25 protein-coding genes are annotated in these 26,988 nt (G+C 72.0%); 12 read left to right on the top strand and 13 right to left on the bottom strand.

All coding sequences use genetic code 11. The features are described from left to right. The first annotated feature begins 27 nt into the window (after positions 1–27). Positions 28–669, top strand: coding sequence for a class I SAM-dependent methyltransferase (locus EDD27_RS13860; RefSeq protein WP_127932802.1), 642 nt, complete (start codon positions 28–30; stop codon positions 667–669). Here the strand turns inward: EDD27_RS13860 and EDD27_RS13855 are convergent. From EDD27_RS13855 to EDD27_RS13840, 4 genes are all read right to left on the bottom strand, one after another. Further along, a complete protein-coding gene (locus tag EDD27_RS13855; protein WP_206641392.1) occupies positions 654–2,273 on the bottom strand; it encodes a benzoate-CoA ligase family protein in 1,620 nt (539 codons plus the stop codon). The two genes, EDD27_RS13860 and EDD27_RS13855, sit on opposite strands and share 16 nt — an antisense overlap. 78 nt (positions 2,274–2,351) lie before the next feature. Beyond that, positions 2,352–3,761, bottom strand: a complete 1,410-nt coding sequence (gene boxB / locus EDD27_RS13850; protein ID WP_127932801.1) for a benzoyl-CoA 2,3-epoxidase subunit BoxB — start codon at positions 3,759–3,761, stop codon at positions 2,352–2,354. Positions 3,762–3,792: 31 nt separating this feature from the next. After that, entirely contained in the window at positions 3,793–4,575 is a 783-nt protein-coding gene (locus EDD27_RS13845) for an NUDIX hydrolase (RefSeq protein ID WP_241564023.1), read from the bottom strand. Between the two features lie 28 nt (positions 4,576–4,603). Continuing rightward, on the bottom strand, positions 4,604–5,557 hold the full coding sequence (locus EDD27_RS13840; protein WP_127940676.1) for a LysR family transcriptional regulator: 954 nt from the start codon (positions 5,555–5,557) through the stop codon (positions 4,604–4,606). Between the two features lie 66 nt (positions 5,558–5,623). Here EDD27_RS13840 and EDD27_RS57720 point away from each other — a divergent pair, with 66 nt between their 5' ends. Beyond that, the gene (locus EDD27_RS57720) at positions 5,624–7,015 is read left to right on the top strand and encodes an MFS transporter (RefSeq protein ID WP_277750712.1); all 1,392 of its coding nucleotides are present in this window, start codon (positions 5,624–5,626) and stop codon (positions 7,013–7,015) included. On the opposite strand, the gene EDD27_RS13830 is transcribed toward EDD27_RS57720, so the two are convergent. From EDD27_RS13830 to EDD27_RS13815, 4 genes are read right to left on the bottom strand one after another with little or no spacing between them, the layout of a single operon-like run. Continuing rightward, positions 6,993–7,808: a transglutaminase family protein gene (locus EDD27_RS13830; protein WP_127932799.1), complete on the bottom strand. Its 816-nt coding sequence runs from the start codon at positions 7,806–7,808 to the stop codon at positions 6,993–6,995. The two genes, EDD27_RS57720 and EDD27_RS13830, sit on opposite strands and share 23 nt — an antisense overlap. Then, positions 7,793–8,680, bottom strand: coding sequence for an alpha-E domain-containing protein (locus EDD27_RS13825; RefSeq protein ID WP_127932798.1), 888 nt, complete (start codon positions 8,678–8,680; stop codon positions 7,793–7,795). Before EDD27_RS13825 ends, EDD27_RS13830 begins: the two co-directional genes overlap by 16 nt. Beyond that, complete coding sequence (locus EDD27_RS13820; RefSeq protein ID WP_127932797.1) at positions 8,677–10,200, bottom strand: circularly permuted type 2 ATP-grasp protein; 1,524 nt, start codon at positions 10,198–10,200, stop codon at positions 8,677–8,679. Before EDD27_RS13820 ends, EDD27_RS13825 begins: the two co-directional genes overlap by 4 nt. Positions 10,201–10,245: 45 nt before the next feature. Continuing rightward, positions 10,246–11,217 carry a MerR family transcriptional regulator gene (locus EDD27_RS13815; RefSeq protein WP_127932796.1) on the bottom strand — a complete coding sequence of 324 codons (972 nt, stop codon included), beginning with the start codon at positions 11,215–11,217 and terminating at the stop codon, positions 10,246–10,248. An 80-nt stretch (positions 11,218–11,297) separates the two neighbouring features. On the opposite strand from EDD27_RS13815, the gene EDD27_RS13810 reads away from it, so the two are divergent. Then, positions 11,298–12,056: a maleylpyruvate isomerase family mycothiol-dependent enzyme gene (locus EDD27_RS13810; protein ID WP_206641391.1), complete on the top strand. Its 759-nt coding sequence runs from the start codon at positions 11,298–11,300 to the stop codon at positions 12,054–12,056. Positions 12,057–12,086: 30 nt separating this feature from the next. Here the strand turns inward: EDD27_RS13810 and EDD27_RS13805 are convergent, their stop codons facing one another. The 4 genes from EDD27_RS13805 to EDD27_RS13790 are packed head-to-tail and all read right to left on the bottom strand — an operon-like array spanning position 12,087 to position 15,591. After that, positions 12,087–12,731 carry a response regulator transcription factor gene (locus EDD27_RS13805; protein WP_127932795.1) on the bottom strand — a complete coding sequence of 215 codons (645 nt, stop codon included), beginning with the start codon at positions 12,729–12,731 and terminating at the stop codon, positions 12,087–12,089. Continuing rightward, the gene (locus tag EDD27_RS13800; RefSeq protein WP_241564022.1) at positions 12,722–13,879 is read right to left on the bottom strand and encodes a sensor histidine kinase; all 1,158 of its coding nucleotides are present in this window, start codon (positions 13,877–13,879) and stop codon (positions 12,722–12,724) included. The genes EDD27_RS13805 and EDD27_RS13800 overlap by 10 nt, the downstream gene beginning before the upstream one ends. 9 nt (positions 13,880–13,888) lie before the next feature. Further along, complete coding sequence (locus tag EDD27_RS13795) at positions 13,889–14,680, bottom strand: ABC transporter (protein ID WP_127932794.1); 792 nt, start codon at positions 14,678–14,680, stop codon at positions 13,889–13,891. Beyond that, positions 14,677–15,591, bottom strand: a complete 915-nt coding sequence (locus EDD27_RS13790; protein ID WP_127932793.1) for an ABC transporter ATP-binding protein — start codon at positions 15,589–15,591, stop codon at positions 14,677–14,679. The genes EDD27_RS13795 and EDD27_RS13790 overlap by 4 nt, the downstream gene beginning before the upstream one ends. A gap of 548 nt (positions 15,592–16,139) precedes the next feature. On the opposite strand from EDD27_RS13790, the gene EDD27_RS13785 reads away from it, so the two are divergent. Continuing rightward, positions 16,140–16,517: a hypothetical protein gene (locus tag EDD27_RS13785; protein WP_127932792.1), complete on the top strand. Its 378-nt coding sequence runs from the start codon at positions 16,140–16,142 to the stop codon at positions 16,515–16,517. A gap of 85 nt (positions 16,518–16,602) precedes the next feature. After that, a complete protein-coding gene (locus EDD27_RS13780) occupies positions 16,603–17,544 on the top strand; it encodes an NBR1-Ig-like domain-containing protein (protein ID WP_127932791.1) in 942 nt (313 codons plus the stop codon). 3 nt (positions 17,545–17,547) lie between these two features. On the opposite strand, the gene EDD27_RS13775 is transcribed toward EDD27_RS13780, so the two are convergent. Next, the gene (locus EDD27_RS13775) at positions 17,548–20,415 is read right to left on the bottom strand and encodes a hybrid sensor histidine kinase/response regulator (protein ID WP_127932790.1); all 2,868 of its coding nucleotides are present in this window, start codon (positions 20,413–20,415) and stop codon (positions 17,548–17,550) included. A 168-nt stretch (positions 20,416–20,583) separates the two neighbouring features. On the opposite strand from EDD27_RS13775, the gene EDD27_RS13770 reads away from it, so the two are divergent. The 7 genes from EDD27_RS13770 (at position 20,584) to EDD27_RS13740 (ending at position 26,948) form a co-directional block, all read left to right on the top strand. Beyond that, entirely contained in the window at positions 20,584–21,270 is a 687-nt protein-coding gene (locus EDD27_RS13770; protein WP_127932789.1) for a response regulator, read from the top strand. Further along, positions 21,267–22,094 carry a glutamate ABC transporter substrate-binding protein gene (locus EDD27_RS13765; protein WP_241564021.1) on the top strand — a complete coding sequence of 276 codons (828 nt, stop codon included), beginning with the start codon at positions 21,267–21,269 and terminating at the stop codon, positions 22,092–22,094. Before EDD27_RS13770 ends, EDD27_RS13765 begins: the two co-directional genes overlap by 4 nt. 102 nt (positions 22,095–22,196) lie before the next feature. Beyond that, entirely contained in the window at positions 22,197–22,940 is a 744-nt protein-coding gene (locus EDD27_RS13760; protein ID WP_127932788.1) for an amino acid ABC transporter ATP-binding protein, read from the top strand. Between the two features lie 10 nt (positions 22,941–22,950). Beyond that, on the top strand, positions 22,951–23,778 hold the full coding sequence (locus EDD27_RS13755; protein WP_206641390.1) for a glutamate ABC transporter substrate-binding protein: 828 nt from the start codon (positions 22,951–22,953) through the stop codon (positions 23,776–23,778). A gap of 3 nt (positions 23,779–23,781) precedes the next feature. Beyond that, on the top strand, positions 23,782–24,450 hold the full coding sequence (locus EDD27_RS13750; RefSeq protein WP_127932787.1) for an amino acid ABC transporter permease: 669 nt from the start codon (positions 23,782–23,784) through the stop codon (positions 24,448–24,450). After that, complete coding sequence (locus EDD27_RS13745; protein ID WP_127932786.1) at positions 24,447–25,241, top strand: amino acid ABC transporter permease; 795 nt, start codon at positions 24,447–24,449, stop codon at positions 25,239–25,241. The genes EDD27_RS13750 and EDD27_RS13745 overlap by 4 nt, the downstream gene beginning before the upstream one ends. Positions 25,242–25,298: 57 nt before the next feature. Beyond that, the gene (locus EDD27_RS13740; protein WP_127932785.1) at positions 25,299–26,948 is read left to right on the top strand and encodes an NAD-dependent malic enzyme; all 1,650 of its coding nucleotides are present in this window, start codon (positions 25,299–25,301) and stop codon (positions 26,946–26,948) included. Positions 26,949–26,988: the final 40 nt, after the last annotated feature.

Here is a 26,988-nt window from a genome sequence, read left to right as displayed (position 1 = left end):
TCCCCGCCGAGAGAGGCCGCTGACCGAATGCCGAGCTTCCCCGAGATCATGCATCGCACGTTCTTCCGGACGTTGTCCCTGCTCTCGCCGGCGGCGCAGGGCGTGCTCCTGCGCCGCTACTTCGACTGGTGGCACCGCAGCCCGGACCCGTGGAAGCTGGCGACCGACAGCTACGAGCAGCAGAAATACCTGGCCACGCTGCAGCATCTGCCGCCCAGGCCGTACCGGCGGATCATCGAGGTGGGCTGTGCCGAGGGGGTGTTCACGCACGCGCTCGCGGCGGCGTTCCCGGACGCCGAGATCACCGGCGTGGACGTGTCCGAGCGGGCGCTGGCGCGGGCGCGCGAGCGGGTGCGGGGCAACGCGCGGGTGCGGTTCGTCCGGGCGGACATCGTCACCCACCGACCGGCCGAGCGCTTCGACCTGGTGTTCTGCTCGGAGACCCTCTACTACCTGGGCCGTGCCGAACGCCTGCGCCGGGCCTCCGCGCGGCTCGGCGACCTGCTCGCGCCCGGCGGCGTCCTGGTGGCGGTCCACCCGTGGCCGGAGGCCGCCCGGCTGCACCACTACCTGGATGCGTCGCTGCCCCGGCTCGCGAAGGAGGTCTACACGGCAACGTACCGGCCGTTCGCCATCTCGATCTACGGCACCCCTCAGGCCGAGGCCTGACGCTTGCCCAGCAGGTCGGCGGCGAGCTGCCGGACCACCACGCGCTGGATCTTGCCGGTGGCCGTCTTCGGCAGCTCATCCACGATCAGCACCTCGCGCGGGCGCTTGAACGAGGCCAGGCCGTCACGGCAGAACGCGACCAGCTCCGCGGCGTCCACCGCGCTGCCCGCCGCCGGCACCACGCAGGCCACCGGCTTCTCCAGCCCGTCGGGGTCGATGTAGGCCACCACCGCGCACTCCCCCACCGACGTGTGCTCCAGCAGCCTGGCCTCCACCTCCATCGGCGACACCCAGATGCCGCCCGCCTTGATCAGGTCGTTGGAGCGTCCGAGGCAGCGGTAGAAGCCGTCCGGGTCGCGGGTGTAGGTGTCTCCGGTCCGCAGCCACTCCCCCTGGAACACCTGGCGGGTGGCGGCGGTGCGGCACCAGTAGCCGGTGGCGATGGAGTCGCCCCGCACGTACAGGTGACCCGGCTGGCCGTCGGGGACCGGGGCGCCGAGGTCGTCGAGCAGCCTGGCCTCGTAGCCGGGCACGACCGTGCCCGAACTGCCCTGGCGTACCTGGCCGGGCCGGTTGGAGATGAAGATGTGCAGGGCCTCGGTGGAGCCGAGGCCGTCGATGATGTCCACGCCGAACCGCTCGGTGAAGCGCCGGTAGATCTCGGCGGGCAGCGCCTCGCCGGCCGAGACGGCCAGCCGTACCGATCGGAAGGCGTCGTCCGGGGCGCCGAGCGCGAGCAGGGCCGCATAGAACGTGGGGCCGGCGAAGAACAACGTCGGCCGGTCCACCGCCACCCGCGCGATCACCCCGGCCGGGGTGGGCCTGGCCGGATCGAGTATCGCGGTCGCGCCCGCGGCGAGGGGGAAGAACAGGGAGTTGCCGAGGCCGTACGCGAAGAACAGCCGGGCGACGGAGAAACACCGGTCGCCGGGGCGGATGCCGAGGACCTGATCACCGTAGGTCTCGCAGACGTCGCGGATCGCGCCGTGCCGGTGCATGGCGGCCTTCGGTGCTCCGGTGGTGCCCGAGGTGTAGAGCCAGAGGGCGGGGGAATCGCGCCAGCTGTCGTACGCGGCCGCCGCGCCCGGGCCGTGCGCCGCCACCGCGCCGCGGCCGGCCTCCAGCACCTCCGCCCAGCGCCGGACCCGCACCCCGGGGTCCGGTCCTGCCGGGTCCGCCTCGGCCGAGTCGGTCATGACGAGTGTCGTCACGTCGGGGGCGGTCCGCAAAGCCTCCCGCACGGCCGGCGCGAACTCGGAGGTGGCCACCACGACCCGCCCGCGCGCGTCCCGGAACAGGGCGGCCAGCTCGGCGCCGTTGTACATGGTGGAGACCGGTACGGCGACCGCCCCCATCCGCATGACCGCCAGGATGGTGACCACCGTCTCGGGGCGGTCCGACATGACGAGCAGCACGCGTTCCTCCGGCCGGACGCCCAGCTCCCGCAGCCCGGCGGCCAGCTCGGCGACGCGGGCGGCGAGCTGCGCGTACGTGAGGGAGCTCGGGGCGCCCGCGGGCCCCGTCACCGCGACGTGATCACCTCGGCCGGCTTCGACCTGCCGGTCCACGAGGAAAACGCTGGCGTTGAACGACTCCGGCATCATGGCCGTCCCCATCCGCAGGCGGACATTCGTAGGCGCATCCTCTACAGAGATCGGATAAGCCGTCAACCGCCTGTAGCATCACAGATGCACGTACTCGTAGTCGAACGGCCGCCCGTTGATCCCGTTGCGCGGCGGCGCCACCCAGGCGGCGATCTTCCCCGGCTCGTACACCGGCCGCATCAGCGCCCGCACGTGCTCCTTGTCCGCGGCCGTCGGCAACCACCGGCCCCTGGCGGCCTCCCATGACCCCTCGTCGAGGACGCGCCCGTCCGGGGAGATGTGGTGCCCGGCGAACACGCCGACCCGGCGGTTGAATCCCACGTGCGGCAGGTAGAGCGTCGCGTCGAGGCCGTGGCCGGCGAGGATGCGGTTCCACCGGTTCACGCCGGTGGCGCAGTCGGCGATGTACTCGCCGCGCAGGTCCGCGTTGAGCGCCGTGAGCGCGGGCAGCCGCACGTCCACCAGCCGGCCCCGCTCGACCCGCGGCACGACGGCGAAGGCGTCGGTGAGCCGGTGGTCGTCGGCGCGCCGCTCCTCCTGCCAGCGGCCCTTGAGCCCGGCGGTGAAGTAGTTGGCCACATTGGTGGACGTCTCGCCGCCGAACAGGTCGAGGCTGACGCTGTAGTGGAAGTTGATGTACTTCTGGACGACGTCCAGCGGGATCCCGCCGTACGGCCCGATGTCGTCGGTGTCGTGCTCGCGCATCAGCTGCGCGGTACGCTCCACCACCCGGTCCACGCCCGTGGTGCCCACGAACATGTGGTGGGCCTCCTCCTTGAGCATGAACTCGCAGGTACGGCTCAGCGGATCGAACGCCGACTCCTTGAGCGTGCCGAGCTGATACTTCCCATCCCGATCGGTGAAGTACGTGAACATGTAGAACGACAGCCAGTCCGGCGTCTCCTCGTTGAAGGCGCCCAGGATGCGCGGCGAGTCCTCGCTGCCCGAGTTGCGCTTGAGCAGTTGCTCGGCCTCCTCACGGCCTTCCCTGCCGAAGTAGGCGTGCAGCAGGTAGACCATGGCCCACAGGTGCCGGCCTTCCTCCACGTTCACCTGGAAGAGGTTGCGCAGGTCGTACAGGGAGGGGGCGGTCAGCCCGAGCCGGCGCTGCTGCTCGACGCTGGCCGGCTCGGTGTCGCCCTGGATGACGATGAGCCGCTGCAGGTCGGCGCGGTGCTCGCCGGGCACCCGCTGCCAGACCGGCCGGCCCTTGTGCTCGCCGAACGCGATGCGGCGGTCGTCCTTCCGCTCGGCCAGGAAGATGCCCCAGCGGTAGTCGGGCAGCGGCACGTGATCGAAGTGCGCCCAGCCCTCGCGGCCGACCGAGACGGCCGTGCGGAGGTAGACGTCCCTGGTCGGCAGCGCCGGGCCCATCTCCGCCCACCACTGCAGGAAGCGCGGCTGCCACGACTCCAGCGCCCGCCGCAGCCGGCGGTCCTCCGCGAGGTCGACGTTGTTCGGAATGCGCTCGCTGTAGTCGATGGACACCTCTCAAGCGCAACATCGTCATGTAACCGCGTCAAGGGGATGTAGACCAATGGTGCTGGGCGAACGGGATCCGGCCGAGGATGTTCGCGATGGCCGCGGCCGGATAGTCGATCATGTCGGCCGGCAGGGCGTGGACGGGCCACCAGGCGATCTCCGAGCACTTGCGGGGCTCGGCGTTGTACGGCTCGCCGGTCCACGTCCCGGTGGTGAAGAAGAGGCCGACCCGGTCGGGTGCCCGGTGCATGACGTGGGCGAACGTCAGGTCGGCCGGGTCGATGGTGACTCCGAGCTCCTCGGCCGCCTCCCGTGCGGCGCCATGGGTCGCCGGTTCGCCCTCCTCCAGGTGTCCCGAGGGCAGGTGCCAGAGCCCGTCGCCGTAGCCGGTGCCGGAGCGGCGGGCGAGCAGGATCGTGTCGCCGCGCAGGAGCACGACGTGCACGTCGACGATGGCCCGGAACCGGCCCGGCGCAGGGGCGACCGTGGGGCCGTGGCGGCGGTCCAGGGCTTGGGTCCACTTCACCGCCACGGCGGCCACCTGGATCAGCTCGGCGCGCAGCCGGTCAGGGTCGGCTTCCGCGAACGCCTCCAGCACCTCCTCGGCCAGAACGTGCCGCCAGGTCAGCGCGCCGTCGCGGGCCGCCGTCTCCGTCTCCTGCCTGGCCCGGTCGGACGCGGCCGTCGTACGCCCGCCTCCGGTGCCGTCGGGCAGCTCCTGCATGCCCCACCTCTTATCCTGGGCCGCCCGCTCGGCCGCCACCTCGGCGAGCACCCTCGCCAGCGAGCCCGGCACGCCCGCGTCCCCGTCATGCGTCATGGCCTCCAGTGTGGCCTGGACACGCAGCTCACGAGGCGGCGGGCCGGAAACCGGGGCCCAGGTCGGTGACTCCGGAGCACACGTGGTCGCGGAACGCCCGCGCCGCCGGCGTCAGCCGATCCCCCGCGGGCCAACTCACCCCGATCGTCCGGAACACGGGCGGCGACAGGGGGATCTCCACGACGCCGGAGCCGGGCGTGGCCGGACGGGGTCCTGGCTGGGAACGCGGCAGGATCGCCACGCCGAGGCCCGCCGCCACCAGCCCGCGCATGGTCTCCGACTCCTGGCACTCGAAGGCGATCAGCGGCTCGAATCCCGCCGCCGCGCACAGGTCGTCGATGATCTGCCGCAGGCCGTACCCGTGCTCCAGGGCGACCTGTGCCTCCCCCGCCAGCTCCGCGGCCCGCACCCGCTCGCGCCTGGCGAGCCGATGTGCCGCCGGCACGGACAGGACCAGCTCCTGATCGGCGAGCGGCCGGCTGTCCAGGTCCGGGTCGTCCAGCGGCATCGGGGCGACGAACACCAGGTCGCTCTCGCCCTCGTGCAGGTTCCGCAGCATGTCCTGGCGCGAGCCCTGCGCCAGGCTGAAGCGGGCGCGCGGGTGGCGCTCGCGGAAGCCGCGGATGAGCGACGGGACGAGTGTGCGGCCGAGCAGGTGCAGGAAGCCGAGCACGATGCGGCCGCTGTCCGGATCGATTTCCTCGCGTACCTCGCGGGCGGCGCCGGTGACGGTGCTCAGCGCGCGGGCGGAGGCGGCGGCCAGCGTGCGGCCCGCCCTGGTCAGGCGGATGCCGCGGCCGGCCGGCAACACCAGCGGGGCGCCGACCAGGTCGGACAGGGCGGCGAGGCGGCGGCTGGCAGTGGGCTGGGGGATGCCGAGGAGTTCGGCTGCGCGCGTCACGTGACCGGTCTCGCCGACCGCGGCCAGGAGGGCGAGGGCGGGCGCGAGGTGGGCGGCCAGCTGTTCATCGGATTCATCCATCACGGTATGAATTATCGCCTATTTGAGCATTGGACGTATTTATTAGCCTTGCTTAGCGTTGTGCGGGTGGTCATCCAAGCTCAGAGCGCTCCTGCGCAGGTGGACACCCGGCGGGTCGGCGCGGCCGTCGCGGCGGCGGGGCTGTCGTCGTTCGCGCTGCTGTACGCGCCGCAGCCGGTGTTGCCGCAGCTGGCCGCCGCGTTCCGGCTCGATCCGGGCAGCGCGTCGCTCGCCATCGGCGTGGCCACCGGCGCGCTGGCGGTGGCGGTGCTGCCGGTGGCCGCGCTGGCCGAGACCGTGGGGCGGCGGCGGATGATCGTCTGGTCGGTGGTGGTGTCGGCGGTTCTCGGGCTGCTGCTGCCGCTGGCGCCGTCCTTTCCTGTGCTGCTGGTCATGCGGGCGGTGCAGGGGGTGGCGATCGCCGGGTTCGCGGGGGTCGCGGCGGCCTACCTGGCCGATCAGGTCGGGCCCGGCCGGCTGGCCGGCGCGGTGGGTGCGATGATCGCGGGGAACTCGGTCGGCGGGATGACGGGGCGGCTCGGCACGGGGTTCGCCGCCGGTCCGCTGGGCTGGCACGGCGCCCTGGCCGTGGTGGCCGGGGTCGCCCTGGCGTGCGCGCTGTTCGCGGCTCTGACGCTGCCCCGCACCCCGAGCCCCCAGCACGCCCCCTCACCCGCCCACGCCCCCGCGCCCGGCGCCGCCCGCGTGCCTGCCCGCGGCTCTGCGCCCGGCCGCGCCCCCGTCCCCGTCCCCGCCCATGACCCCGCGTCCTCCGGCGAACCGGCCGACGGGGCGCACGTCGAGCGGGGCCGGCGGGCCCACTCGCGTGCCGCGCACGTCCGGCCCGACGCGACGTGGGCCGGCCGCCCGAGAACGGACAGCACGCGGGCCGGGCGAAGAGGTGCCGGTGTCGGAGTGCTCGTTCCGTGCATGGTCGGCGCGCTCGCCACGGGCGCGTTCGTCGCGCTCTACAACGCCGCCGGCTTCCGCCTGGCCGGGGAGCCCCTCTCGCTCAGCCCGGCCGTCGCCTCCCTGGTCTTCCTCTCCTACGCCATGGGCACCGCCTCCTCGGCCGCCGCCGGGCGGCTCGCGGCCCGCCTGGGGCGTACGACGGCCCTGGTCACGTCCCTGATCGTGACGGTGGCCGGGTCGGCGCTGACCCTCCACCCGTCGTTGCCGGCGATGTCGCTCGGCTTCGCCCTGCTGACCGCGGGCTTCTTCGCGGCGCACGCCATCGCCAACGCCTGGGTCGCCGCCCAGGCGTCCCCGCAGGCCCGCGGCCGGGCCGCCGGTCTCTACACCCTCTGCTTCTACCTGGGCAGCGGCGCGGGCGGCACGGCGGGCACCATCGTGTACGGCCACGCGGGCTGGTCCTGGCTGATCGCCCTGACCTCGGCCTGGCTGCTGCTGGCCACCCTGGCCGTCCTGCTGAGAGCTAGGCGGGACCCAGCCGGGTGACGGTCACCGTGATCTCCTGGCGGCTCCCCGGGGGCCCCTGGTAGATGCCCTTGAGCGGCGGCACGTCCGAATAGTCCCGCCCCCGGGCCACCACCACGTGCGCCTCCCCCACGTACGTCCGGTTGGTCGGATCGAGCGGCAGCCACTCCCCCGCCCAGTACTCCACCCACGCGTGGCTCTGCCCGTCGACGGGCTCGCCGATCCCGGCGGTCGGCCGCGGATGCAGGTAGCCGGAGACGTACCGGGCCGGCAGCCCGACGGCCCGCAGCAGCCCCGCGGTGAGGTGCGCCATGTCCTGGCAGACGCCCTTGCCCAGGTCCCATGCTTCCTGTGCGGAGGTCTGGACGCCGGTCGAGCCGGGCATGTACTCCACTCGGGCCGCGACCAGCTCGCAGATCGCCTCGGCCGTCTCGTGCGGGTCGCGGCCCAGCGCCTGCGTCTTGGCCAGCTCGTCCAGCTCGGCGTTCACGGCGGTCATCGGGGTACGCCGCAGCAGCTCCTCCATCGACGGCTCGGGCGCCGTGGCGGAACCCTGGGGGCGGCGCGGCCCGCTGGTCTCCACCCTGCTGACGGCCTCTATGGTCAGCGACCGGTGCGGCTCGGGCACGTCGAACGCCGTCACCGTGGTGCCCCAGTAGTCCTCGTACGTGTAGGTCGGCACGGCCGGCGTCACTTTGACGCGGCTGGACAACACGCCGTGCGCGGGCGTCATCCGGAGCTCGTTGTAGGAGGAGTGCGCCTCACCGTCGTACTCCACGTGCGTCACGTGGGAGACCTTCACGCGCCAACCCATGCCATCGCCTCCCTGCGCTGGAAGAACCTCTTCGTGATCGCCTCGCCCGCGGCCGCGCACGCCTCCTGGAGGGTGCCGAGCAGCTCGGGCAGCCGGTCGCTGAGCTCGTCCAGGTCGCTGTACTCGAGCCCGGCGCGCACCCGCCCGATGGCGGCCTGCGCGGAGTCGGCCACCCCGGCCCTGGCCGTTTCGGGGGCGAGCGCCCGCAGGCACTTCTCCGCGGTCAGCAGCGAGTAGACGACCGAACGCGGGAAGAGCCGGTCGAGCAGCAGGAACTCCAGCACCGCGCCGTCCCTGGCGCCGTGCGTCCTGGTGAACGACTCGTCGGCGCCGCTGGCCTGCAGCAGCAGCCGCCAGTCGCTGGCCAGGTGCACGGCCAGGAGCCTGGTGGTCATGTCGACGCGTTCGAGGCTGCGGCCGAGCACGATGAAGCGCCAGCAGTCGTCCCTGCTCATGGTGGCGTCGGCGAGGCCGAAGAACAGGGCGGCCCGCTCGCGGACGAAGGCCAGGTACGCGTGCGGGGGCAGCGTCTCCAGCTTGGACAGGTGGTGCCAGGTGACGTTGAGGCACTCCCAGACCTCGCTGGACAGCACCTCGCGCACGCCTCTCGCACTGTCCCTGGCGGAGCTGACCGAGGAGGCGATCGAGGCGGGCTCGTCCAGGTCGTAGGCCAGGCGCCGGATCATCGCCTGGGGGCTGGCGGGGGCGGCGGTCAGGCCGAGCACCGCGTAGAGGGAGCTGCTGGTCTCGGGCTCGTCGAGCATGCGGTGCACGGACACGTCGAGGAGCCGGGCGGTGTCGTCGGCGCGCTCGACGTACCTGCCGATCCAATAGAGCGTCTCGGCGATGCGGCTGAGCAGCGGGCGCGTCATTGTTGTTCCCCTTCCCACGCCGCGGTCCTGCTGGGGCTCCACTGCGCGGCGCTGGGCGCCGCCATCGCGGCGGACGCGGCGGGCGCGCAGGCCTCGCCGAGCACCCAGGTGTCCTTGGAGCCGCCTCCTCTGCTGGAGTTGACCACCAGCTCGCCCTCCGGCAGCGCGACGCGGGTCAGCCCGCCGGGCAGCAGCCACACGTCGTCGCCGTCGTTGACGGCGAACGGCCGCAGGTCGATGTGGCGCGGCGCAGGGCGCTCGCCGACCAGGGTGGGCGAGGTGGACAGGAGCACCGGCTGCTGGGCGATCCAGCCGCGCGGATCCTCGCGTACGGCCTCCCGCACGGCCGCGAGCTCCTCCGGCGTGGCGACGGGCCCGATCACGATGCCCTTGCCGCCCGCGCCGTCCACGGGTTTCAGCACCAGCTGATCGGCCTCGGCCAGGACGTGGTCGAGCACGTCGGGCTCGTCGAGCCGGTAGGTCTCCACGTTGGGCAACAGCGGCGTCTCCCCCAGGTAGTAGGCGATCAGGTCGGGCACGTACGTGTAGACGAGCTTGTCGTCGGCGATCCCGTTGCCCACGCCGTTGGCGATGGTGACGTTGCCGGCGCGGGCGGCGTTCACCAGCCCGGGGCAGCCGAGCACGGAGTCGCCCCGGAAGTGCAGCGGGTCCAGGAAGTCGTCGTCGACGCGGCGGTAGACGACGTGGACGAGGCGGCGGCCGTACGTGGTGATCATGTAGAGGCGGTTGTTCTCGCAGACGAGATCGCGGCCCTCGACCAGCTCGATGCCCATGAGGCGGGCCAGCAGCGCGTGCTCGAAGTAGGCGGCGTTGTAGACGCCGGGCGTGAGCAGCACCACGGTCGGGTCTGCGACCCCCGGGGGCGCGGCGCCGCGCAACGCGGCCAGGAGCCTGGCGGGATACTCCTCGACCGGACGCACGAACTGCTCGGAGAAGAGGGTGGGCAGCGTGCGGGTCATGGCGAGCCGGTTCTCCAGCACGTAGCTGACCCCGCTGGGGGTGCGGACGTTGTCCTCCAGCACGTGCAGGACGCCTTGCTCGTCGCGGATCAGGTCCGTGCCGCCGACGTGGACGCGCACGCCGTTGGGCGGGCGCCAGCCGTGGGCGACGCGATGGTAGTGGGGACTGGAGTGCAGCAGTCGCCAGGGGACCACGCCGTCGTGGAAGACCTGGCGGGCGCCGTACGCGTCGTCGAGGAACGCCTCCAGGGCGCGGATCCGCTGCCGCACGCCGCGCGTCACGAGGTCCCACTCGGCGGCGTCGATGACGCGGGGGATCAGGTCGAGCGGGAAGGGCCGCTCGACGCCCGCGTAGTCGAAGGTGACCCCGCGATCGGTGAACATCCTGGCGAGCTGATCGGCCCTGGTCCGCAGCTCGCGGGCGCCGAGCGGCTGGAGTGCGGCGAACAGCGCCTGGTACTGGCCGCGGGGGACGCCCGGCCGCTCGAACATCTCATCCCACGCTCCGGCCATGACATACGTATCAAAGATGTCCGCCATGACCGATTTATAGGAAAAGTATGTTTCCGGCAATGGCGTCGAATGTTACAAGCGGACGGAGCGTTCGAGGGAGTCGGTCAGCCATAGGTGGGTGGATCCGAGCGTGGCCACCTCGCCGCTGACCTCGGTCACCAGCCGCCAGTAGCGGCGCATCCGCGGCTCGCGTTCGTGGGAGAGGTCGGTCAGCAGCCGGCTCCGGAACTCCGGGGTGTCGCCGCTGCGGCGCACCGAGGCGTGCGCCGCCACGAATCGCTCCAGCTCGGGGCCCTCGCGGGGAGCCTTGCCCGCCACGACCAAGGGCTCGGCCAGCGCGCACGCCTCGCCGACCCCGAACATCAGCGCCTCCTCGTCGGAGATCAGCTCGATGTTGACGCGGGCGCGCTCCAGCAGGGCGCGCGTCAGTGATCGGTCACTGGCCAGGGCGACGAGCTCGGCGTACGCGACCACCTGGGCCGGGGTCGGGTCGACCGGCGGCTGGGGCACGGCCATGGTCACGAACGCCGTGAACATGCCCTCGGAGATCGGGGCCAGCATCGCGCGCCGCCAGAAGCGGATCACCGCGTCGCGGGCGGCCGGCCCGCGCTCCACCGCGGCCAGCAGCTCCAGCCGGGCGGCCCGCTCGGCCGGCCCCGCCTCCTCGACCGCCCGTAGCGAGGCCCGCCGCCAGGCGAGGTCCGCGAGCTGGACGTCGATCACGGCCCGCTCGGCCGCCACGACCTCGCCCACGGAACGTTCCCCGTCCAGCACGCGCCTGATGGAGACCAGTCCGAGCCCGAGCCCGCGCAGCCTCCTGACGAGGCCGAGGCGGTCCACGGCGGCCTGGTCGAACCGGCGGTGCCCGCCCGTGCTCCGCACCGTGTCGATGATGCCCTCGTCGCAGTAGAAGCGGATCGTCCGCACCGGCACGCCGGTCAGCCGGGCCAGGTCGCCGATTCCAAGCGTGTCATCGCGCAGCGCCCTTGGCCGAGCTCCGCTCGGTGTCCTGAGATCAATGTCCTCGCTTCGCTGCGAATTCATCTCAGGCACTTGAACCTCCACTGGACTGGAGTTCCTACGGTACCGGCGTACCCGTTCACCGAGTTGAGGGGAGTTTCGCCATGCTGGATGTCGAGCGGCTGGAGGAGGGGCTGCGGGAGCAGACCGCGGGGTTCGCCCGCGCGGCCGCCGGAGGGGATCCGCAGGCCACCGTGCCGACCTGCCCGGACTGGCCGTTGCGGGTGCTCGTGGGGCACATCGGGCAGGCGCACCGGTACGCGGCCCAGGTCGTGCGCAAGGGCGAACCGGCGGTCGCGCCGGACCCGTGGCAGGCCGAGCCTGGCACGCCGGACCGCTGGGAGGAGTGGCTGCGCGCGGGTGCCGACGACCTGATCGACGCGATCGAGGAGACCGGCGCCGGCAAGGAGATGTGGACGTTCCTGGGGCCGCGGCCCGCCGTCTTCTGGCTGCGCCGGATGCTCGCGGACACGGCCGTCCACCATTACGACGCTGCCGTCACGACGGGCGCGGCGTTCGTCCTCGCCGACGACCTGGCGGCCGACGTGGTCAGCGAGGGGTTCGAGATGCTGACCGCGCCGGGCGCCGAGCAGCTCAAGCCCGAGCTGGCCGAGCTGCGCGGCCGGGGCGAGCGGCTGGGGCTGCGGCCCGTCTCGGGCGACGGCTGGGTGCTCACCAGGGCGCCCGAGGGCCTGCGGTGGCAGCGCGGGCCGGTCCCGGCCGATGTCGACGTGGTGGTGTCGGGCACGGCGGCGGATCTCATGCTGGTGTGCTCGCGCCGCCTGCCTCTCGACGACGGCCGGGTGGAGGTCGCCGGGGACCGCGCCCTGATGGATCACTGGCTGGCCCGGATGGCGTTCTGACGCGGCTGAGCTGGTCCGACGGGACCGATCTCAGCTGTCGAGGTAGCGCAGGATGGCCAGCACGCGGCGGCTGTAGCCGGGGTCGCGGGGCAGGTCGAGCTTGTCCATGATGGCGTTGACGTGCTTCTCGACCGTGCTGAGCGAGACGTGCAGGCGCTCGGCGACGGCGGCGTTCGTCAGCCCTTGGGCGAGGTGCCGCAGCACCTCGCCCTCGCGTGGGCTCAACGTCCTCAGCGGGTCGGCGTGGGTGGTGCGGGCGAGGAGCTGGCGCACGACCTCGGGGTCGAACACGGTGCCGCCCGTACGGACCCGCTCCAGCGACTCCAGGAAGTCGGCCACCTCCGAGACCCGGTCCTTGAGCAGGTAGCCGAGCCCTTCGGTGCGCCCGGCCAGCAACCTGGCCGCGTAATGCGGCTCGACGTACTGGGAAAGGACGAGCACGCCGACCTCCGGCCGGCGATCGCGGATCTCCAGCGCGGCCCGCAGCCCTTCGTCCTTGTGGGCCGGCGGCATGCGGACGTCGATCACGGCCACGTCCGGGCGGTGGTGTTCGACGGCGTCGAGCAGCGCGGGCGCGTCGCCGACGGCGGCGACGACCTCGTGGCCGGCGTCGTCGAGCAGCCGCGTCAGGCCCTCGCGCAACAGGACGGAGTCGTCGGCCAGAATCACCCGCACGGCTCGGCCTTCGGCAACGTCGCGACGATCTTCGTGGGGCCGCCGGGCGGGCTCTCCACGGCGAACTCGCCGTCCAGCGCCAGGACCCGCCTGGCCAGCCCGGACAGCCCGCCGCCCGACGGGTCGGCGCCGCCCTTGCCGTCGTCCGAGATCGCCACCCGCACCGTCCGCTCGTCCTCGCTCAACACGACCAGGATGTCACGTGCCCCGGCGTGTTTGACCGCGTTCGTGATGGCCTCGCGGGCCACGAAGTAGAGGGCGGTCTCGATCTCGGAGACCGGCCGCTCGGCCAGTCCGTGGTGCACGGTCACCGGCACGCTGGACCGCTCGGCCACGCCGGCGAGCGCGGCACGCAAGCCCAGCTCGTCGAGTGCGGTGGGGTAAATGCGCCAGGCCACGCTCCTCAGCTCGTCGAGGAGGTGCCGCGACTCGGCGTAGGCCTGGGCGACCAGCTCGCCGGTCCTGTCGTGGTCGCCGCTGTGCCGGGCGCGGCCGAGGAGCATGGCGAGGGCCACGCCGCGTTGCTGCACTCCGTCGTGCAGGTCGCGTTCGATTCTGCGGCGTTCGTCGTCCACGGCCTTGACGATGCCGGAGCGGGTCGCGGTCAGCTCGGCGATGCGTCTGCTCATCTGCTCGTGGCGGTCGGGGCCGAGGAAGCGGCCGGCCAGCCGCCGTTCGAGGGATCCGACGGCCAGGATCATGAGGGCGGTCAGGACCAGCAGCGCCATCCCGCTGGTCAGGCCGAGCACGCCGCTGCTGGTGACCAGCTTCACTCCCGGCAGGTTCACGGGCACCTGCTCGGACCGGCCCAAGGCCACGTCCCACGACCCGCCGAGCAGGAGCAGGCCGGTGATGAACAGGGCCGAAGCGCAGACGTAGCCGCCGAGCACCCCCAGCGCGGCGCGGGCGGCGAGGAAGCCGTAGCCGGCCTCCCCCGCCGTCTCGTGGCCGAACCATCGGGCAAGCCTGGCACGTTCGACGGACACCAGCCAGGCCAGGCCCCGCGCGGCGGCGGGGCGGGTCGCGGGGACCATCGACGCGGGCCATGCCACGCTCAGGAAGGCCAGCTCGGCGATGCCCAGCGCCATCCCCAGAAGCACGCCGGCCAGCACGCGGGCGGCCCGCTGACCGTGATCCGACGCTGCCACGGGCCGAGTCTAGGCGTCGCGGCGGCGCAGCACCGCGTGGCCCGTCGCCAGCGCGGCCGCGGTCCAGGCCAGCAGCCAGACCAGTCCTTCGCCCGCCGAGTACGGGATCGGCCCGCCGGTCATGTTGTCGGTGCTGCCCATGAACGCCAGCCCCGCGAACAGCGGCATGCGCAGCGACGCGTCCAGCGCCGCCTGGCTGCCGGTCATGAGCAGCAGCAGCGGCAGACCCATGAGCATCATGAACACGATGGTGAGGGTGCCTGCCGCGCTGCGCATGGCGGTGCCCACGCCCACGGTCATCACCGACACCAGTGCGTAGAACAGGCCTACGGCGAGCAGGTCCAGCACGACCTCCCCGGCGGGCAGCACGACCAGCCCGCCGAACACGTCGGCGGACAGCAGCACGTAGACGGCGGCCGTCGCCACGGCGCCTGACAGCACGCCTGCCGCGGCCATCACCGGCGCCACGACCAGCGCCTTCGCGGCCAGCATCACGCCGCGGACCGGCGTGGCCTGCAGCGTGACGCGAACGGAGCCGGAGGCGTACTCGGAGGTGATCACCAGCATTGCCAGCGCCACCAGCGCGAACTGGGCGAACGAGGTCGCGGACACCACGGGCTCGCTCGCGACGACCGCGGTGGCCGGGCTCTCCCCGCGCAGCGCATCCGTGGCCGTCGCGCCGCCCAGCGTCAGGGCGCTGAGCACCGTGAGCACCGTCGCGGCGGCCAGGCACCACCACGTCGACCGCACCGACCACAACTTGCCCCATTCGGCGCCGACCGCCTGCCACAACATGCTCACGCCTGCCCCTTCCCCGCGCCGTACTCGACGCTGTCCGCCGTCAGCTCCTGGTACGCCTGCTCGAGCGACGCCTCCCGGGTACGCAGCTCGTGCAACCTGATTCCCGCCTCGTGCGCCAGATCGCCCACTCTCTCGATCGGCGCCCCGGTGGCGACCAGCTCGTTCTCCGCGTGCCGCGCCACCTCGACCCCGGCGGCGCGCAGCCGCGCGGCCAGCTCCCTGACGTGCGGCGTGCGGACGACCACGGCCGTCAGCGAGCTGCCCGCGATGACCTCCGCCAGCGGGGCGTCCATGAGCAGCCGCCCCTTCCCGATCACCACCAAGTGGTCGGCGGTCAGCTGCATCTCGCTCATGAGGTGGCTGGAGACGAACACGGTGCGGCCCTCGGCGGCCAGGGACCTCATGAGGCCGCGTACCCAGCGCACCCCGTCGGGGTCCAGCCCGTTGACGGGCTCGTCGAACATCAGCACCTCGGGGTCGCCCAGCAGCGCCGCCGCGATCCCGAGCCGCTGGCTCATGCCGAGCGACAGCGTCCCGGCCCGCTTGCGGGCCGCGCCGGCCATCCCGACGGTCTCCAGCACCTCCGCGACGCGCCGCCGCGGGATGCCGTTGCTGCTCGCCAGGGCCGCCAGGTGCGCGTACCCGCTGCGGCCGGGGTGCAGCGCCCGCGCGTCGAGCAACGCTCCAACCGTGCGCAAGGGGTTCCTGATCTCCCGGTACGGTCTGCCGCCGATCAAGGCGGTGCCCGAGGTGGGGTGGTCGAGCCCGAGCACGAGCCGCATCGTCGTCGATTTGCCGGCCCCGTTCGGCCCGAGGAAACCGGTCACCGTGCCGGGCTTCAACTCCAGCGACAGGTCGTCGACGACGAACCGGTCACCATAGCGTTTGCTCAAACCCTTGAGACTGATCACGCCGTCCCACGCTAGGCAGCCGCCGCCCGGGCCACCATGGGGGCGGACCGCCGACCTCGATGGCGGAAGACCGCAATCGCACGGTGCCGTCCGCCATCGCGCCGGCTCGTCGTACGGGCACGCGGCCCGGCTGGCGGTTCCGCACGGCCGAGGTGGTGGGCGCGCGGGCGCGGCTCGCGGCGCTGCTCGACACCGAAATACGCCGGGCAGTGAATCGTACATTCACCGCTTCCTACGAAAATCCCGGCCGGATCAGAACGTCGGCGGGCGGCGTGGCGACGTTTTTCAGCTGCGGAATGTGGCGGCCGAGACGGAGCGAACTAGCCGGCCGCCCGTGCGGCGACCGCTGCTATTGCCGACATGCGGACGGCGAGTGCCGCCATTGTTGCGAGTGCTGCGACTGCTCGCTCTGACCTGCGCGTTTTCATTGTCCAAAAGGCAATGGACAATGTTCGGACAATGATCGCTTGGCAGCCGCGGCGACGGCGCGCGACAGTGATGGCGGAAGCAAACGAAAACCACCGCCCAGCGAAATGGGGGAAATTCGCATGAGAATTCGCGGGAAAGTCATGCTCGCCGTCGGCGCGATGACCGCCTCGATGTTCGCCACTTCGGCGGCGGCGGCTCCGTCGTTCGCCGTTGCGAATACCGCCGCGAGCACGGCCGTGTCCGCCGCCCCGCAGCAGGCGCTCGACGTCATCCGGGGGAAGACGCGCTGCTTCAGCTACTCCTACGGCGACGACGGCACGACGAGCGTCACCGTCTACTTCCACAACCGCTGCAAGCACTCGAGGGGGATCAAGATCCGGGTCGCGCAGGCGAAGGATGCCTGCATCTGGGTTCGGGGCGGGGACTTCGACAAGAAGAAGTTCAAGGGGGCCCGCCCCACCGTGCAGTCCATCACGGAAGTCTCGCACTGCGGCTGACGTCCTGATTCCCTGTCCCATGCCGGGCCCCGGCCGCGCCGCCGGGGCCCGGCCCCCTTTGGAGGGTTTTGGTAGCCTCCGTGGGATGTCACAGGACGAAGGGGCGGCGTCGCGGCGGGGGCGCAAGCCCATCCGGCCGGATCCGGCGTCCGGCCCGGTCGCGCTGTTCGCACACCACCTCTGGGAGCTCAAGGAGCAGGCGGGCGACCCGTCGTTCGCGGAGATGGCCTCCCGCCTCGGGGCGGCGGCCTCGAAGTCGTCGCTGGCGGCCGCGGCCCGCGGGAGCGCGCTGCCCACCTGGGAGACGACGTGGGAGTTCGTCCGGGTTCTCGCGGTCGACCGGCTGGGCCAGGACCCCGAGGAGATCAGACGCGAATGGCGGGCCCGCTGGGAGCAGGCCGCACACGCCACGGGCGCCGGCACCGAGACCGCGCCCGATGCCGCCCCGCACACCGAGACCGCGCCCCATGCCGCCGCAGACCTCGAGACGGTGGCCGGGCCCACCGAGACCGAGGCACTCATGGTGCAGCATCCCGAATCCCGAGCCCGATCCGCTCCTGCCACATCCCTGATCGCGGCGGTCGTGGCCGGCGCGGCCGGCGTCGGGGCCGCGCTCTTCGCCTGGCTCGCCCCTCCCTCGGGGCAGGCCGAGCCCGCCGCCCGGAGCACCCCGGCGCCATCGGTCTCCTTGTTCGACGACTCCGTCTTCGAAGGGGACGTCACGCATCCGGACGGTACGGTGGTGCGGAAGGGGGCGGAGTTCACCAAGGTCTGGCGGATCAGGAACGCCGGCACCGTCCCCTGGACGAACCGCTATCTCACCCGGCTGAACGACACCCCGTGCAAAGCTCCGAAACGGGTCGAGATCCGCACTGTCCAACCGGGCGAGTCCGTGGAGATCGCGGTACGCGTCCGCGCCGCCGACTCCCCCGCCCGATGCAAGATTTATTGGAAGATGACCGACAAGTCAGGAGCCGAGTTGCTCGCCGCCAAGAAACCGATCTTCCTGGACGTGGTCGTCGCCTGACGGTCAGGATTGGTGCGCGTTCATCCACTCAGGGGTCGCTCGGAGCAGCTCGTCCAGGTCCTCGAGGAGCTCCTCCTCGAGGTTCCCCGTCCGCGCCAGCTCCTCCACCCGCTGGCACAACGCCGCCTCCCGCCCGGCCCCGACGGTGGCGCAACTCCCCTTGAGCCGGTGCGCCAGCGCCGCCACCTCGGGCAGATCGCCGTCCCGCGCCGCCCGGAGCAGATCCTCGAACGTCTGCCGCGCGGTCGCCAGGTACGCCTGCGCGACATCCGCCACCGCCTCCGCCGACAGGCCCGCCAGCTCGGGCGGAAGGCCGGCGTATGACGCCCACTCCGGAATCCTGGCGAGCACGCGCGGCCAGTCCACCGGCTTGGCCAGATGGTCGTCCATGCCTGCTTCCAGGCACCGGATCCGGTCGTCCGGCATGGCCGCCGCGGTCATCGCGATGATCGGGGTACGCGTCTCCTCGCGGCTCCTGATCTCCTCGGTCGCGGCCAGGCCGTCGAGCACGGGCAGCTGGCAGTCCATGAACACCAGGTCGTACCCGCCGGCCAGCACGGCACGCACGGCCTGCTCGCCGTCCTCGACGGTCTCGACCTCGTGCCCGGCCTGCCGCAGGACGAGCATCGCCACCTGGCGGCTGACCTCGTCGTCCTCGGCCACGAGGATGCGCACGCCCCCGGAGGCGCCCGTGGTGACCGGTGTGCCCTCGCGTGGCTCCCCGGGGCATTCCACGGTGCCCAGGGCGTTCTCCACGGCGGCGAGCAGGCGGCGCCGGCTGAGCGGCCGGGTGATCGACTGCACGGCCCGGTCCCCGGCCGCCGGCCAGGCGAACCGGGCCCGGCCCGGCGTGACGACCACGACGACGCTGGTGGCCTGCAGGAGCGGGTCGTTGAGGATGGCGTGCGCGAGCGTCTGGCCCTCCTGGGCAGCGCCGAGCTCCCCAGGGCCGAGCTCCCCTGAGCCGAGGTCGAGCGCCACCACGGCCAGCTCGTACGGGCTCCCGCCCGCCGCCGCGTCGTGCAGCCGGGCCAGGGCGGACCGGGCGTCCCTGGTCTCCTCCACGGAGAGCCCCGCGTCGGACAGGTACCGTCCGGCCAGCGCCCGGTCCTCAGGGCGCGGGTCGGCGACCAGCGCGCGCCGCCCCTCCAGCGCCCCGGCCCCCGGCTCCGACCACGTCAGGACGTCCACCGGCAGCCGCACCCAGAACCGGCTGCCCACCCCCTCCACGCTGTCGAGCCCGATCTCCCCGCCCATGAGCTCGGTGAGCTGCCTGGCGATGGCCAGGCCCAGGCCGCTCCCGCCGGTCCGGCGCGTGATGGGCGAGTCGACCTGGCGGAAGACGCCGAAGACGCGCTCCCGGTCGTCGGGGCCGACGCCGATGCCGGTGTCGGAGACGGCGAACCCGAGCACCACCCGCGAGCTGCCCGGCTCCCCCTCGTGCAGCGTGACGTGCAGGTCGACCCCGCCTTGGACGGTGAACTTGAGCGCGTTGCCGACGAGGTTCGTGAGGATCTGCCGCAGCCGCGCCGGGTCGCCCGCCACCTGCCGCGGCACGTGCTCGTCGAGCCGGAGCGTGAGCCAGAGGCCCTGCTCGTAGGCGAGGGGCGCGAGCGGCGCCACCACTTCGTCGCACAGGCGCGGCAGGTCGAACGGCGCCGCCTCGACCTGCAGGTGACCCGCCTCGATCCTGGACAGGTCGAGGAAGTCGTCGAGCAGGCGCAGCACGTTCTGGGCCGACTCCTGGCCGGTGGTGGCGTAGTAGCGCTGCTCGTCGTCGAGCCGGGTGCCCATGAGCAGGGAGTTCATGCCGAGCACGCCGTTGATCGGGGTGCGGATCTCGTGGCTGATCTTGGCCAGGAACTCGGACTTGGCGCTGGAGGCCTGGACCGCCTCGTCCCTGGCGTCGGCGAGCTCGGCCGCGTATCTGGCGAGCGTGGCCTGCGCCCGGCGGCGGCCGCGCGTGGTGTGGATCTGGATGCCCAGGCCGATGAGGATGAGCAGCGCGAGCAGGGCCGCGACGGTCATCACGTTGCCGCGCAGCTGCTCGGCGGAGGCCAGTGCCTCGGCGGCGGAGACCTCGGCGGTCACCGTCCAGCCGACGCCGGGGATGGGCTCGGAGGCCGAGAACACCGGGCCGTCGATGCCGCGGAAGGTGCCGCTCCAGGTGCGCCTGGCCAGCGCCGCGTCCACCCGCGGGTCCTCGCGCAGGGACGTGAGCGCGTACAGCGTCCTGCTGGGGTCGGCGACGAGCACCCCGGCCTGGTCGGTGATCAGCAGCTGGATGTCCTGCGCCTCGGCGGCGTCCTTGGCGAACCGCTGGATCGCGTCCAGGCTGTAGACCACGGTGAGGATGCCGAGCATGCGCTTGCCGTCGGCGCTCGGGATCGGCACGGCCACGGCGACGGCTCTGGACAGGTCGCGCATCGTGGGCGTGTACGCCTGCGAGACGTACGCCTGGCGCTGGTCGCGCACCGCGTTGTACCAGTCGGTGTTGCCGATGTCCTGGGGCAGCGCGCTCTGCGGCTCGGCGCCCAGCATGTCGCCCTCGGGCGAGATGAGGATCAGGCCGCTGACGCCGTCACGCATCTGCTTCAGCTCGCCGAGGTAGCCCCGCAGGGTGGCGGTAGTGGTGTTTCCGACCGCGTCACGTACCCGGGGTTGCTGGGCGAAGGCGGTGACGAGCTGCTTGAGCGAGCTCATCTGCTGCTCCACCACGACCCGGCTGACTGACGCGGTGGTCTTGACGCGGTCGGTGACCTCGTCGCGTACCGCCTGCTCGGTCAGGGAGACGCTGGAGGCGGTCAGCAGCGCCAGAGGCAGCAGCCCGAGCAGCGTCCACAGAGCCGTCACCGCGAGCAGCCATCTCACCGGCGTCCGTCTCCCTGTCGTTCGAACCTGTCACCCGGCTACAGAGTAGGAGGGATCGGGCGCTCATGGGAGGATCGCCGTGAGCAGAATGCGCTAAAGTCGATCTTATTTAACAAAAGCCTCCTAAGCTGCTCAGAACCGCTATCAGAAGAAGCGAGGAGCGTGGCGATGCCTGTATCCAGGGACATCACCGTTCTCATCGTGGACGACGACCCGGTCGTGACCGCCGCGCTCCAGGCGCAGGTGAACCGGGTCCTCGGGTTCAGGGTGGTGGGGATCGCGCACAGCGGGCACGCGGCGCTGGCGGCCGCGAGCCGGTTCGCGCCGCGACTGGTCCTGCTGGACCTGCACCTGCCGGATCTGCCCGGGCTGGAGGTGGCGCACCGGCTGCGCCGGCCCGATCAGCCGCCGGCCGACATCATCGTGATCTCCGGCCGCAAGGAGTCGGCGACGGTACGCGCCGCCATCCAGCGCGGCGCCCTCTACTACCTGGTCAAGCCGACCAGGGCGGGCACGCTGGAGCAGACGCTGCTGCGGTACGCGGCGACCGCCGAGCAGCTGGAGTCCGGCGGCCGGTTCACCGAGCAGCAGGAGATCGACCGGATCTTCCGCCTGCTCCACATCGACCACGCGGACCGGCCGAAGAGCATCTCCGCGGCCACCGAGCAGGCAGTGCTGGACGCGCTGGCCGAGGTCGAGGAGGACGTGTCGGCGCACGAGCTGGCCGCCTCGATCGGCGTCAGCCGCGCCACGGCCCGCCGTTACCTGGAGCATCTGGCCGACCGCGGCCTGGTGGAGGCCCGGCCGAAGTACGGGCCGACCGGCCGCCCGCAGCACCGGTACCGGTCGCGGTGACCAGGCTCAGGGCCCTGCTCGCCGTCCTGCTGTGCCTGCTGCCCGCGGGATGCGCGAGCGCGGCGGCGTTCCCCGAGGGCTCGACCATGGCGCGCATCAGGGACCGCGGCGTGCTCATCGTGGGCATCAAGTTCGACCAGCCGATGTTCGGCTACAAGGACCCGGCGACCGGCCGGATCACCGGGTTCGACGCGGAGATGGCCCGGCTCGTGGCCAAGGACCTGACCGGCAGCGAGCGCAACATCCGCTTCGTCGAGACCGTCTCGCGCGAGCGGGAGAACTTCATCGCCCAGCAGGTCGTGGACCTCGTCATCGCCACGTACTCGATCACCCCGGCCCGCTCCCAGCTGGTGACCTTCACCGATCCCTACTACTACGCCTGGCAAGACCTGCTGGTCAGGGCCGCCGACACCCGCATCGGCGGCGTGTCCCACCTCGCCGGCAAGACGGTGTGCACGGCCAAGGGCTCCACATCGGTCGAGCGGCTGCGCAACGAGGTGTCCGGCGCGATCCCGGCGGTCGTGGACGGCTACAGCGAGTGCGTGCCGGCCCTGCTGGAAGGCCACGTGGACGCGATCACCACCGACGACACCATCCTGCTCGGCCTGCAGGCCCAGCATCCGAACGCGCTGCGGCTGGTCGGCGAGCCGTTCGCGCGGGAACCGTACGGGATGGGCGTGCGCAAGCACGACACGGTCTTCCGCGACTACCTCAACGGGCTGATCGCCCGCTGGCTGGCCGACGGCCAGTGGGACCGGGCCTTCCGGGACACCATCGGCATCTCCGGGGCGATGCCCGAGCAGTCCAAACCTGCTCACCGCTGACCAGAATCGCTAATTTCTGAGCAGAACGATCACAAGCCTTTTCACGGAACATGCGGCTCCTACGGTTACGCCAACGCTGACCGACAGCAAGGAGCGTGACGCATGAGCCAGGCGGACCTCATCGTCCTGGACCAGGTCAACAAGCGCTACGGCGAGCACCACGTGCTCAGGGACGTGAACCTGACCGTCCGGCGGGGCGAGGTCGTCGTGATCATCGGCCCGTCGGGGGCGGGCAAGTCGACCCTGTGCCGCGCGATCAACCGGCTGGAGACCATCGACTCCGGCACGATCACCGTGGACGGCACGCCGCTGCCGGCCGAGGGCAAGGCGCTGGCCCGGCTGCGGGCCGAGGTGGGCATGGTCTTCCAGTCGTTCAACCTCTTCGCGCACAAGACCGTCCTGGACAACGTCGTCCTCGGCCAGGTCCACGTGCTGAAGAAGCCCAAGGACGCGGCCGTGCGCAAAGCCCGCGAGCTGCTCGACCGGGTCGGCATCGGCGGCCAGGCGGCCAAGTTCCCCGCGCAGTTGTCCGGCGGGCAGCAGCAGCGGGTGGCGATCGCCCGCGCGCTGGCCATGGAGCCGAAGGTGATCCTGTTCGACGAGCCGACGTCGGCGCTCGACCCGGAGATGGTCAACGAGGTGCTCGAGGTGATGACCTCGCTCGCCCGCGAGGGCATGACCATGGTCGTCGTCACCCACGAGATGGGCTTCGCCCGGCGGGCCGCCGACCGGGTCGTCTTCATGGCCGACGGCGAGATCGTCGAGCAGGACACCCCCGACGGCTTCTTCGGCGCGCCGAGCACCGAGCGCGCCCAGTCCTTCCTCGCCAAGATCCTCACTCACTAAGGAGCCCCCCGTGTTTGGAAGATCCCTTTACGCCGGTTTCGCCGTCATGGTCCTGGCCACCGCCTGTGGTGGCGGGTCGGAGTCGTACGCCTCCATCGTGGACAAGGCCAAGAACGACAAGAAGCTGGTCATCGGGGTGAAGGCGGACCAGCCGGGTCTGGGGTTGCGCACGCCGGACGGCGCGTTCGCCGGGTTCGACGTCGAGGTCGCCAAGTACGTGGCCAAGGAGCTGGGCGTCGACCCCGCGAACATCACGTTCAAGGAGACCGTGTCCGCGAACCGGGAGGCGTTCATCGAGCAGGGCCAGGTGGACATGGTCGTGGCGACGTACTCGATCACCGACGCCCGCAAGCAGAAGGTGTCCTTCGCCGGGCCGTACTTCGTGGCCGGGCAGGACCTGCTCGTCCGGGCGGACGACGCGGCGCTGACCGGCCCCGAGGCGCTCAACGGTAAGAAGCTCTGCTCGGTCGCCGGCTCGACCCCGGCGCAGAAGGTCAAGACGGAGTACGCCAAGCAGGTGCAGCTGCAGGAGGAGCGGACGTACTCGGCGTGCGTCGACCGGGTCCTCGGCGGCCAGCTCGACGCCCTCACCACCGACAACGTGATCCTGGCCGGCTACGCCGCGCAGCACGCGGGCAAGCTGAAGGTGGTCGGCAAGCCGTTCAGCACCGAGAAGTACGGCATCGGGCTGAAGAAGGACGACACCGCCGGCCGCAAGGCGGTCAACGACGCGCTGCAGAAGATGTTCTCCGACGGCAGCTGGACGAAGGCACTGCAGGCCAGCGTGGGCGCCTCCGGCTTCGCCGTGCCGCAGGCCCCGCAGCTGGAGCGGTACTGATCCATGGAAGCGCTGCTGTTCGAACGTGACACCATCCTGGTCGCGTTCTGGATGACGGTACGGCTGACGGCGGTCAGCGCGCTCGGCTCCCTGGTGCTGGGGACCGTGCTGGCCGCCATGCGGGTCGCCCCGCTGGCCTCCCTGCGCGGGGCGGCGAACGTCTACGTGTCGGTGGCCCGCAACACGCCGCTCACGCTGGTGCTGCTGTTCACCGGCCTCGGCATCGGCGCCAACCTCGGCGTCGAGCTGTCCGACGACATCGCGACCAACAACTTCTGGCTCGCGGTCATCGGGCTGACCGCCTACACCTCGGCGTTCGTCTGCGAGGCGCTGCGCTCCGGGCTCAACACGGTGCCGGTCGGGCAGGCCGAGGCGGCCCGGTCGCTGGGGCTGGGCTTCGTCAAGACGCTGCGGCTGATCACGTTGCCGCAGGCGTTCCGCGCGGTCGTGGCGCCGCTGGGCAGCATCCTCATCGCGCTGACCAAGAACACCACGATCGCGCTGGTGGTCGGCGTGAGCGAGGCGTCGGTCCGGATGCGCGAGATGATCGAGACGTACGGGGACCAGGTGATCGAGATCTTCCTCGGCTTCGCGGCCGGGTTCGTGCTGCTGTGCCTGCCGATGGGGCTGCTGTTCGGCTGGCTGTCGAAGCGGATGGCGGTGGCCCGATGAGCTACGCCAACCTGTACGAGGCGCCGGGGCCGCGCGGTATCCGCCGCAACCGGGTGCTGGCGGCGGTCGTCGCGCTCGCGCTGCTGGCGATCGCGTACGTCGTGTACGTGCGCTTCGACCAGAAGGAGCAGTGGGCGGCGGAGAAGTGGCTGCCGCTGCTGCGGGGGGACGTGTGGGCCACGTTCATCCTGCCCGGCCTGGCCGGGACGCTGGGCGCGGCCGTGGCGGGGGTGGTGCTGGCCGGGCTCTTCGGGCTGGTGTTCGCGACCGCCCGCATGTCCGACCATCGGTGGATCCGGGTGCCGGCGGCCATGGTGGTGGAGTTCTTCCGGGCCGTCCCGCTGCTGCTGCTGATCTTCTTCGCCTTCTTCGGCTCGTTCGTGCTCATCGGCGTGAACATCTCCGCCTTCGCCGCGGTCGTCTTCGGGCTCACCCTCTACAACGGGTCCGTGATCGCGGAGATCATCCGGGCCGGGGTGCAGAGCCTGCCGAAGGGGCAGCGGGAGGCGGCGTACGCGGTGGGCATGCGCAAGGGGCAGGTCATGCGCCTCGTGCTGCTGCCGCAGGCAGTGCGGGCGATGATGCCCGCCCTGGTCAGCCAGTTCATCGTGCTGTTGAAGGACTCGGCGCTCGGGCTCATCGTCGGCTACGACGAGCTGGTCGACCGTGGACTGAACGGGATCGCGGCCAACTTCTCCAACGTCATCCCGGCGGCGATCCTCATCGCGGCCATCTTCATCCTGATCAACCTGTCCCTGGACCGCCTGGCCCACCGGCTGGGCGCGGCGTGACCGACGATCTCCGTTTCGCGGTGCGTGTCCTGGGCGGCGGGCGGAAAGCACGAGGTCATGGCCCGGAACGTGCTCGACGACCCGCTGCTGAACAAGGGCACCGCCTTCACGCTCGATGAGCGGGCGCGGCTGGGCCTGGACGGGCTGCTCCCGCCGGCGGTCGAGACGCTGGACGAGCAGGCGGCCCGCGCGTACGGGCAGTTCCGGCGCCAGCCGACGGACCTGGCCAAGAACGTCTTCCTCGGCGCGCTGCAGGACCGCAACGAGGTGCTGTTCCACCGCCTGCTGGCCGACCACATGCGCGAGATGCTGCCGATCGTCTACGACCCCACGGTGGCCGAGGCGATCAAGAACTACAGTCACGAGTACCGCCGCCCCCGGGGCGTCTACCTGTCCATCGACGACATCGACGGCATCGAGCGCGCCCTGGGCAACGCCGGCCTGGGGCGTGGGGACGTGGACCTGATCGTGGCCTCCGACGCCGAGCAGATCCTCGGCATCGGGGACTGGGGTGTCGGCGGCGGCGCCGGCATCGCCGCCGGCAAGCTGGCGGTCTACACCGCGGCCGCCGGGATCGACCCGGCCCGGGTCATCCCGGTCGCGCTGGACGTGGGCACCGACAACGAGGCGCTGCTCAACGACCGCCTCTACGTCGGGCTGCGGCACGCGCGGGTGCGCGGCGAGCGGTACGACGCGTTCATCGACGCCTACGTGTCCGCGGCCACGCGACTCTTCCCCGAGGCCATGCTGCACTTCGAGGACTTCGGCCCGGGCAACGCCCGCCGCATCCTGGAGAAGTACACCGGCCGCGTCCCCGCCTTCAACGACGACATGCAGGGCACCGGCGCCATCGTGCTGGCCGCCGTGCTCGCCGCCGTCCGCATTTCCGGCACGCCGCTGCGCGAGCAGCGGATCGTGGTCTTCGGCGCGGGCACGGCCGGCATCGGCATCGCGGACCAGCTACGTGACGCGATGGTTCGCGACGGCCTGGACCGGGAGCCGGCCACCCGCCGGATCTGGGCGGTCGACCAGCAGGGCCTGCTCTGCGATGACATGCCGGACCTGCGGGACTTCCAGCGGCCCTACGCCCGCCCGGGCGACGAGGTCGCCGGCTGGGCCATGGGCGGGTCGGGCGTCGGGCTCGCGGAGGTGGTCCGCCGGGTCCGGCCCACGGTGCTGCTGGGCACCTCCACCGCGGGCGGGGCGTTCACCGAGGAGATCGTCAAGGCCATGGCGGCGGAGGTGGACCGGCCGGTCATCCTGCCGATCTCCAACCCCACCGAGCGGATGGAGGCCCGGCCGGACGACGTGATCCGCTGGACGGACGGCAGAGCCCTGGTCGCGACCGGCGTCCCGGCCGATCCCGTCGAGCACGACGGCGTCACGCATGTCATAGGCCAGGCCAACAACGCGATGGTGTATCCCGGGCTGGGGCTCGGCACGGTGGTGTCGCGGGCGCGGCGGATCAGCGACGGCATGCTGCAGGCCGCCGCCGAGGCGGTCGCCGGGATGGTGGACGTCGCGACGCCCGGGGCCTCGCTGCTGCCCGAGGTGGAGAACCTGCGGATCGTGTCGGCCACGGTCGCGGTCGCCGTGGCGCGGCGGGCGGCCGAGGAGGGCCTGGCCCGGGTCGAGCTGGGCAATCCTGTGCAGCAGGTGCAGGACGCGATGTGGGAGCCCGCGTACCGGCCTGCCGACGGCCGCTGACCCGGGACCGCCCGCACCGTGCCGGGCGGTGAGAATGATC

It is taken from the genome of Nonomuraea polychroma, assembly GCF_004011505.1.
Classification (GTDB): Bacteria; Actinomycetota; Actinomycetes; order Streptosporangiales; family Streptosporangiaceae; genus Nonomuraea; species Nonomuraea polychroma.
The sequence above is the reverse complement of the archived record's forward strand: the minus strand, read 5'-3'. Positions and strand labels throughout refer to the sequence as shown.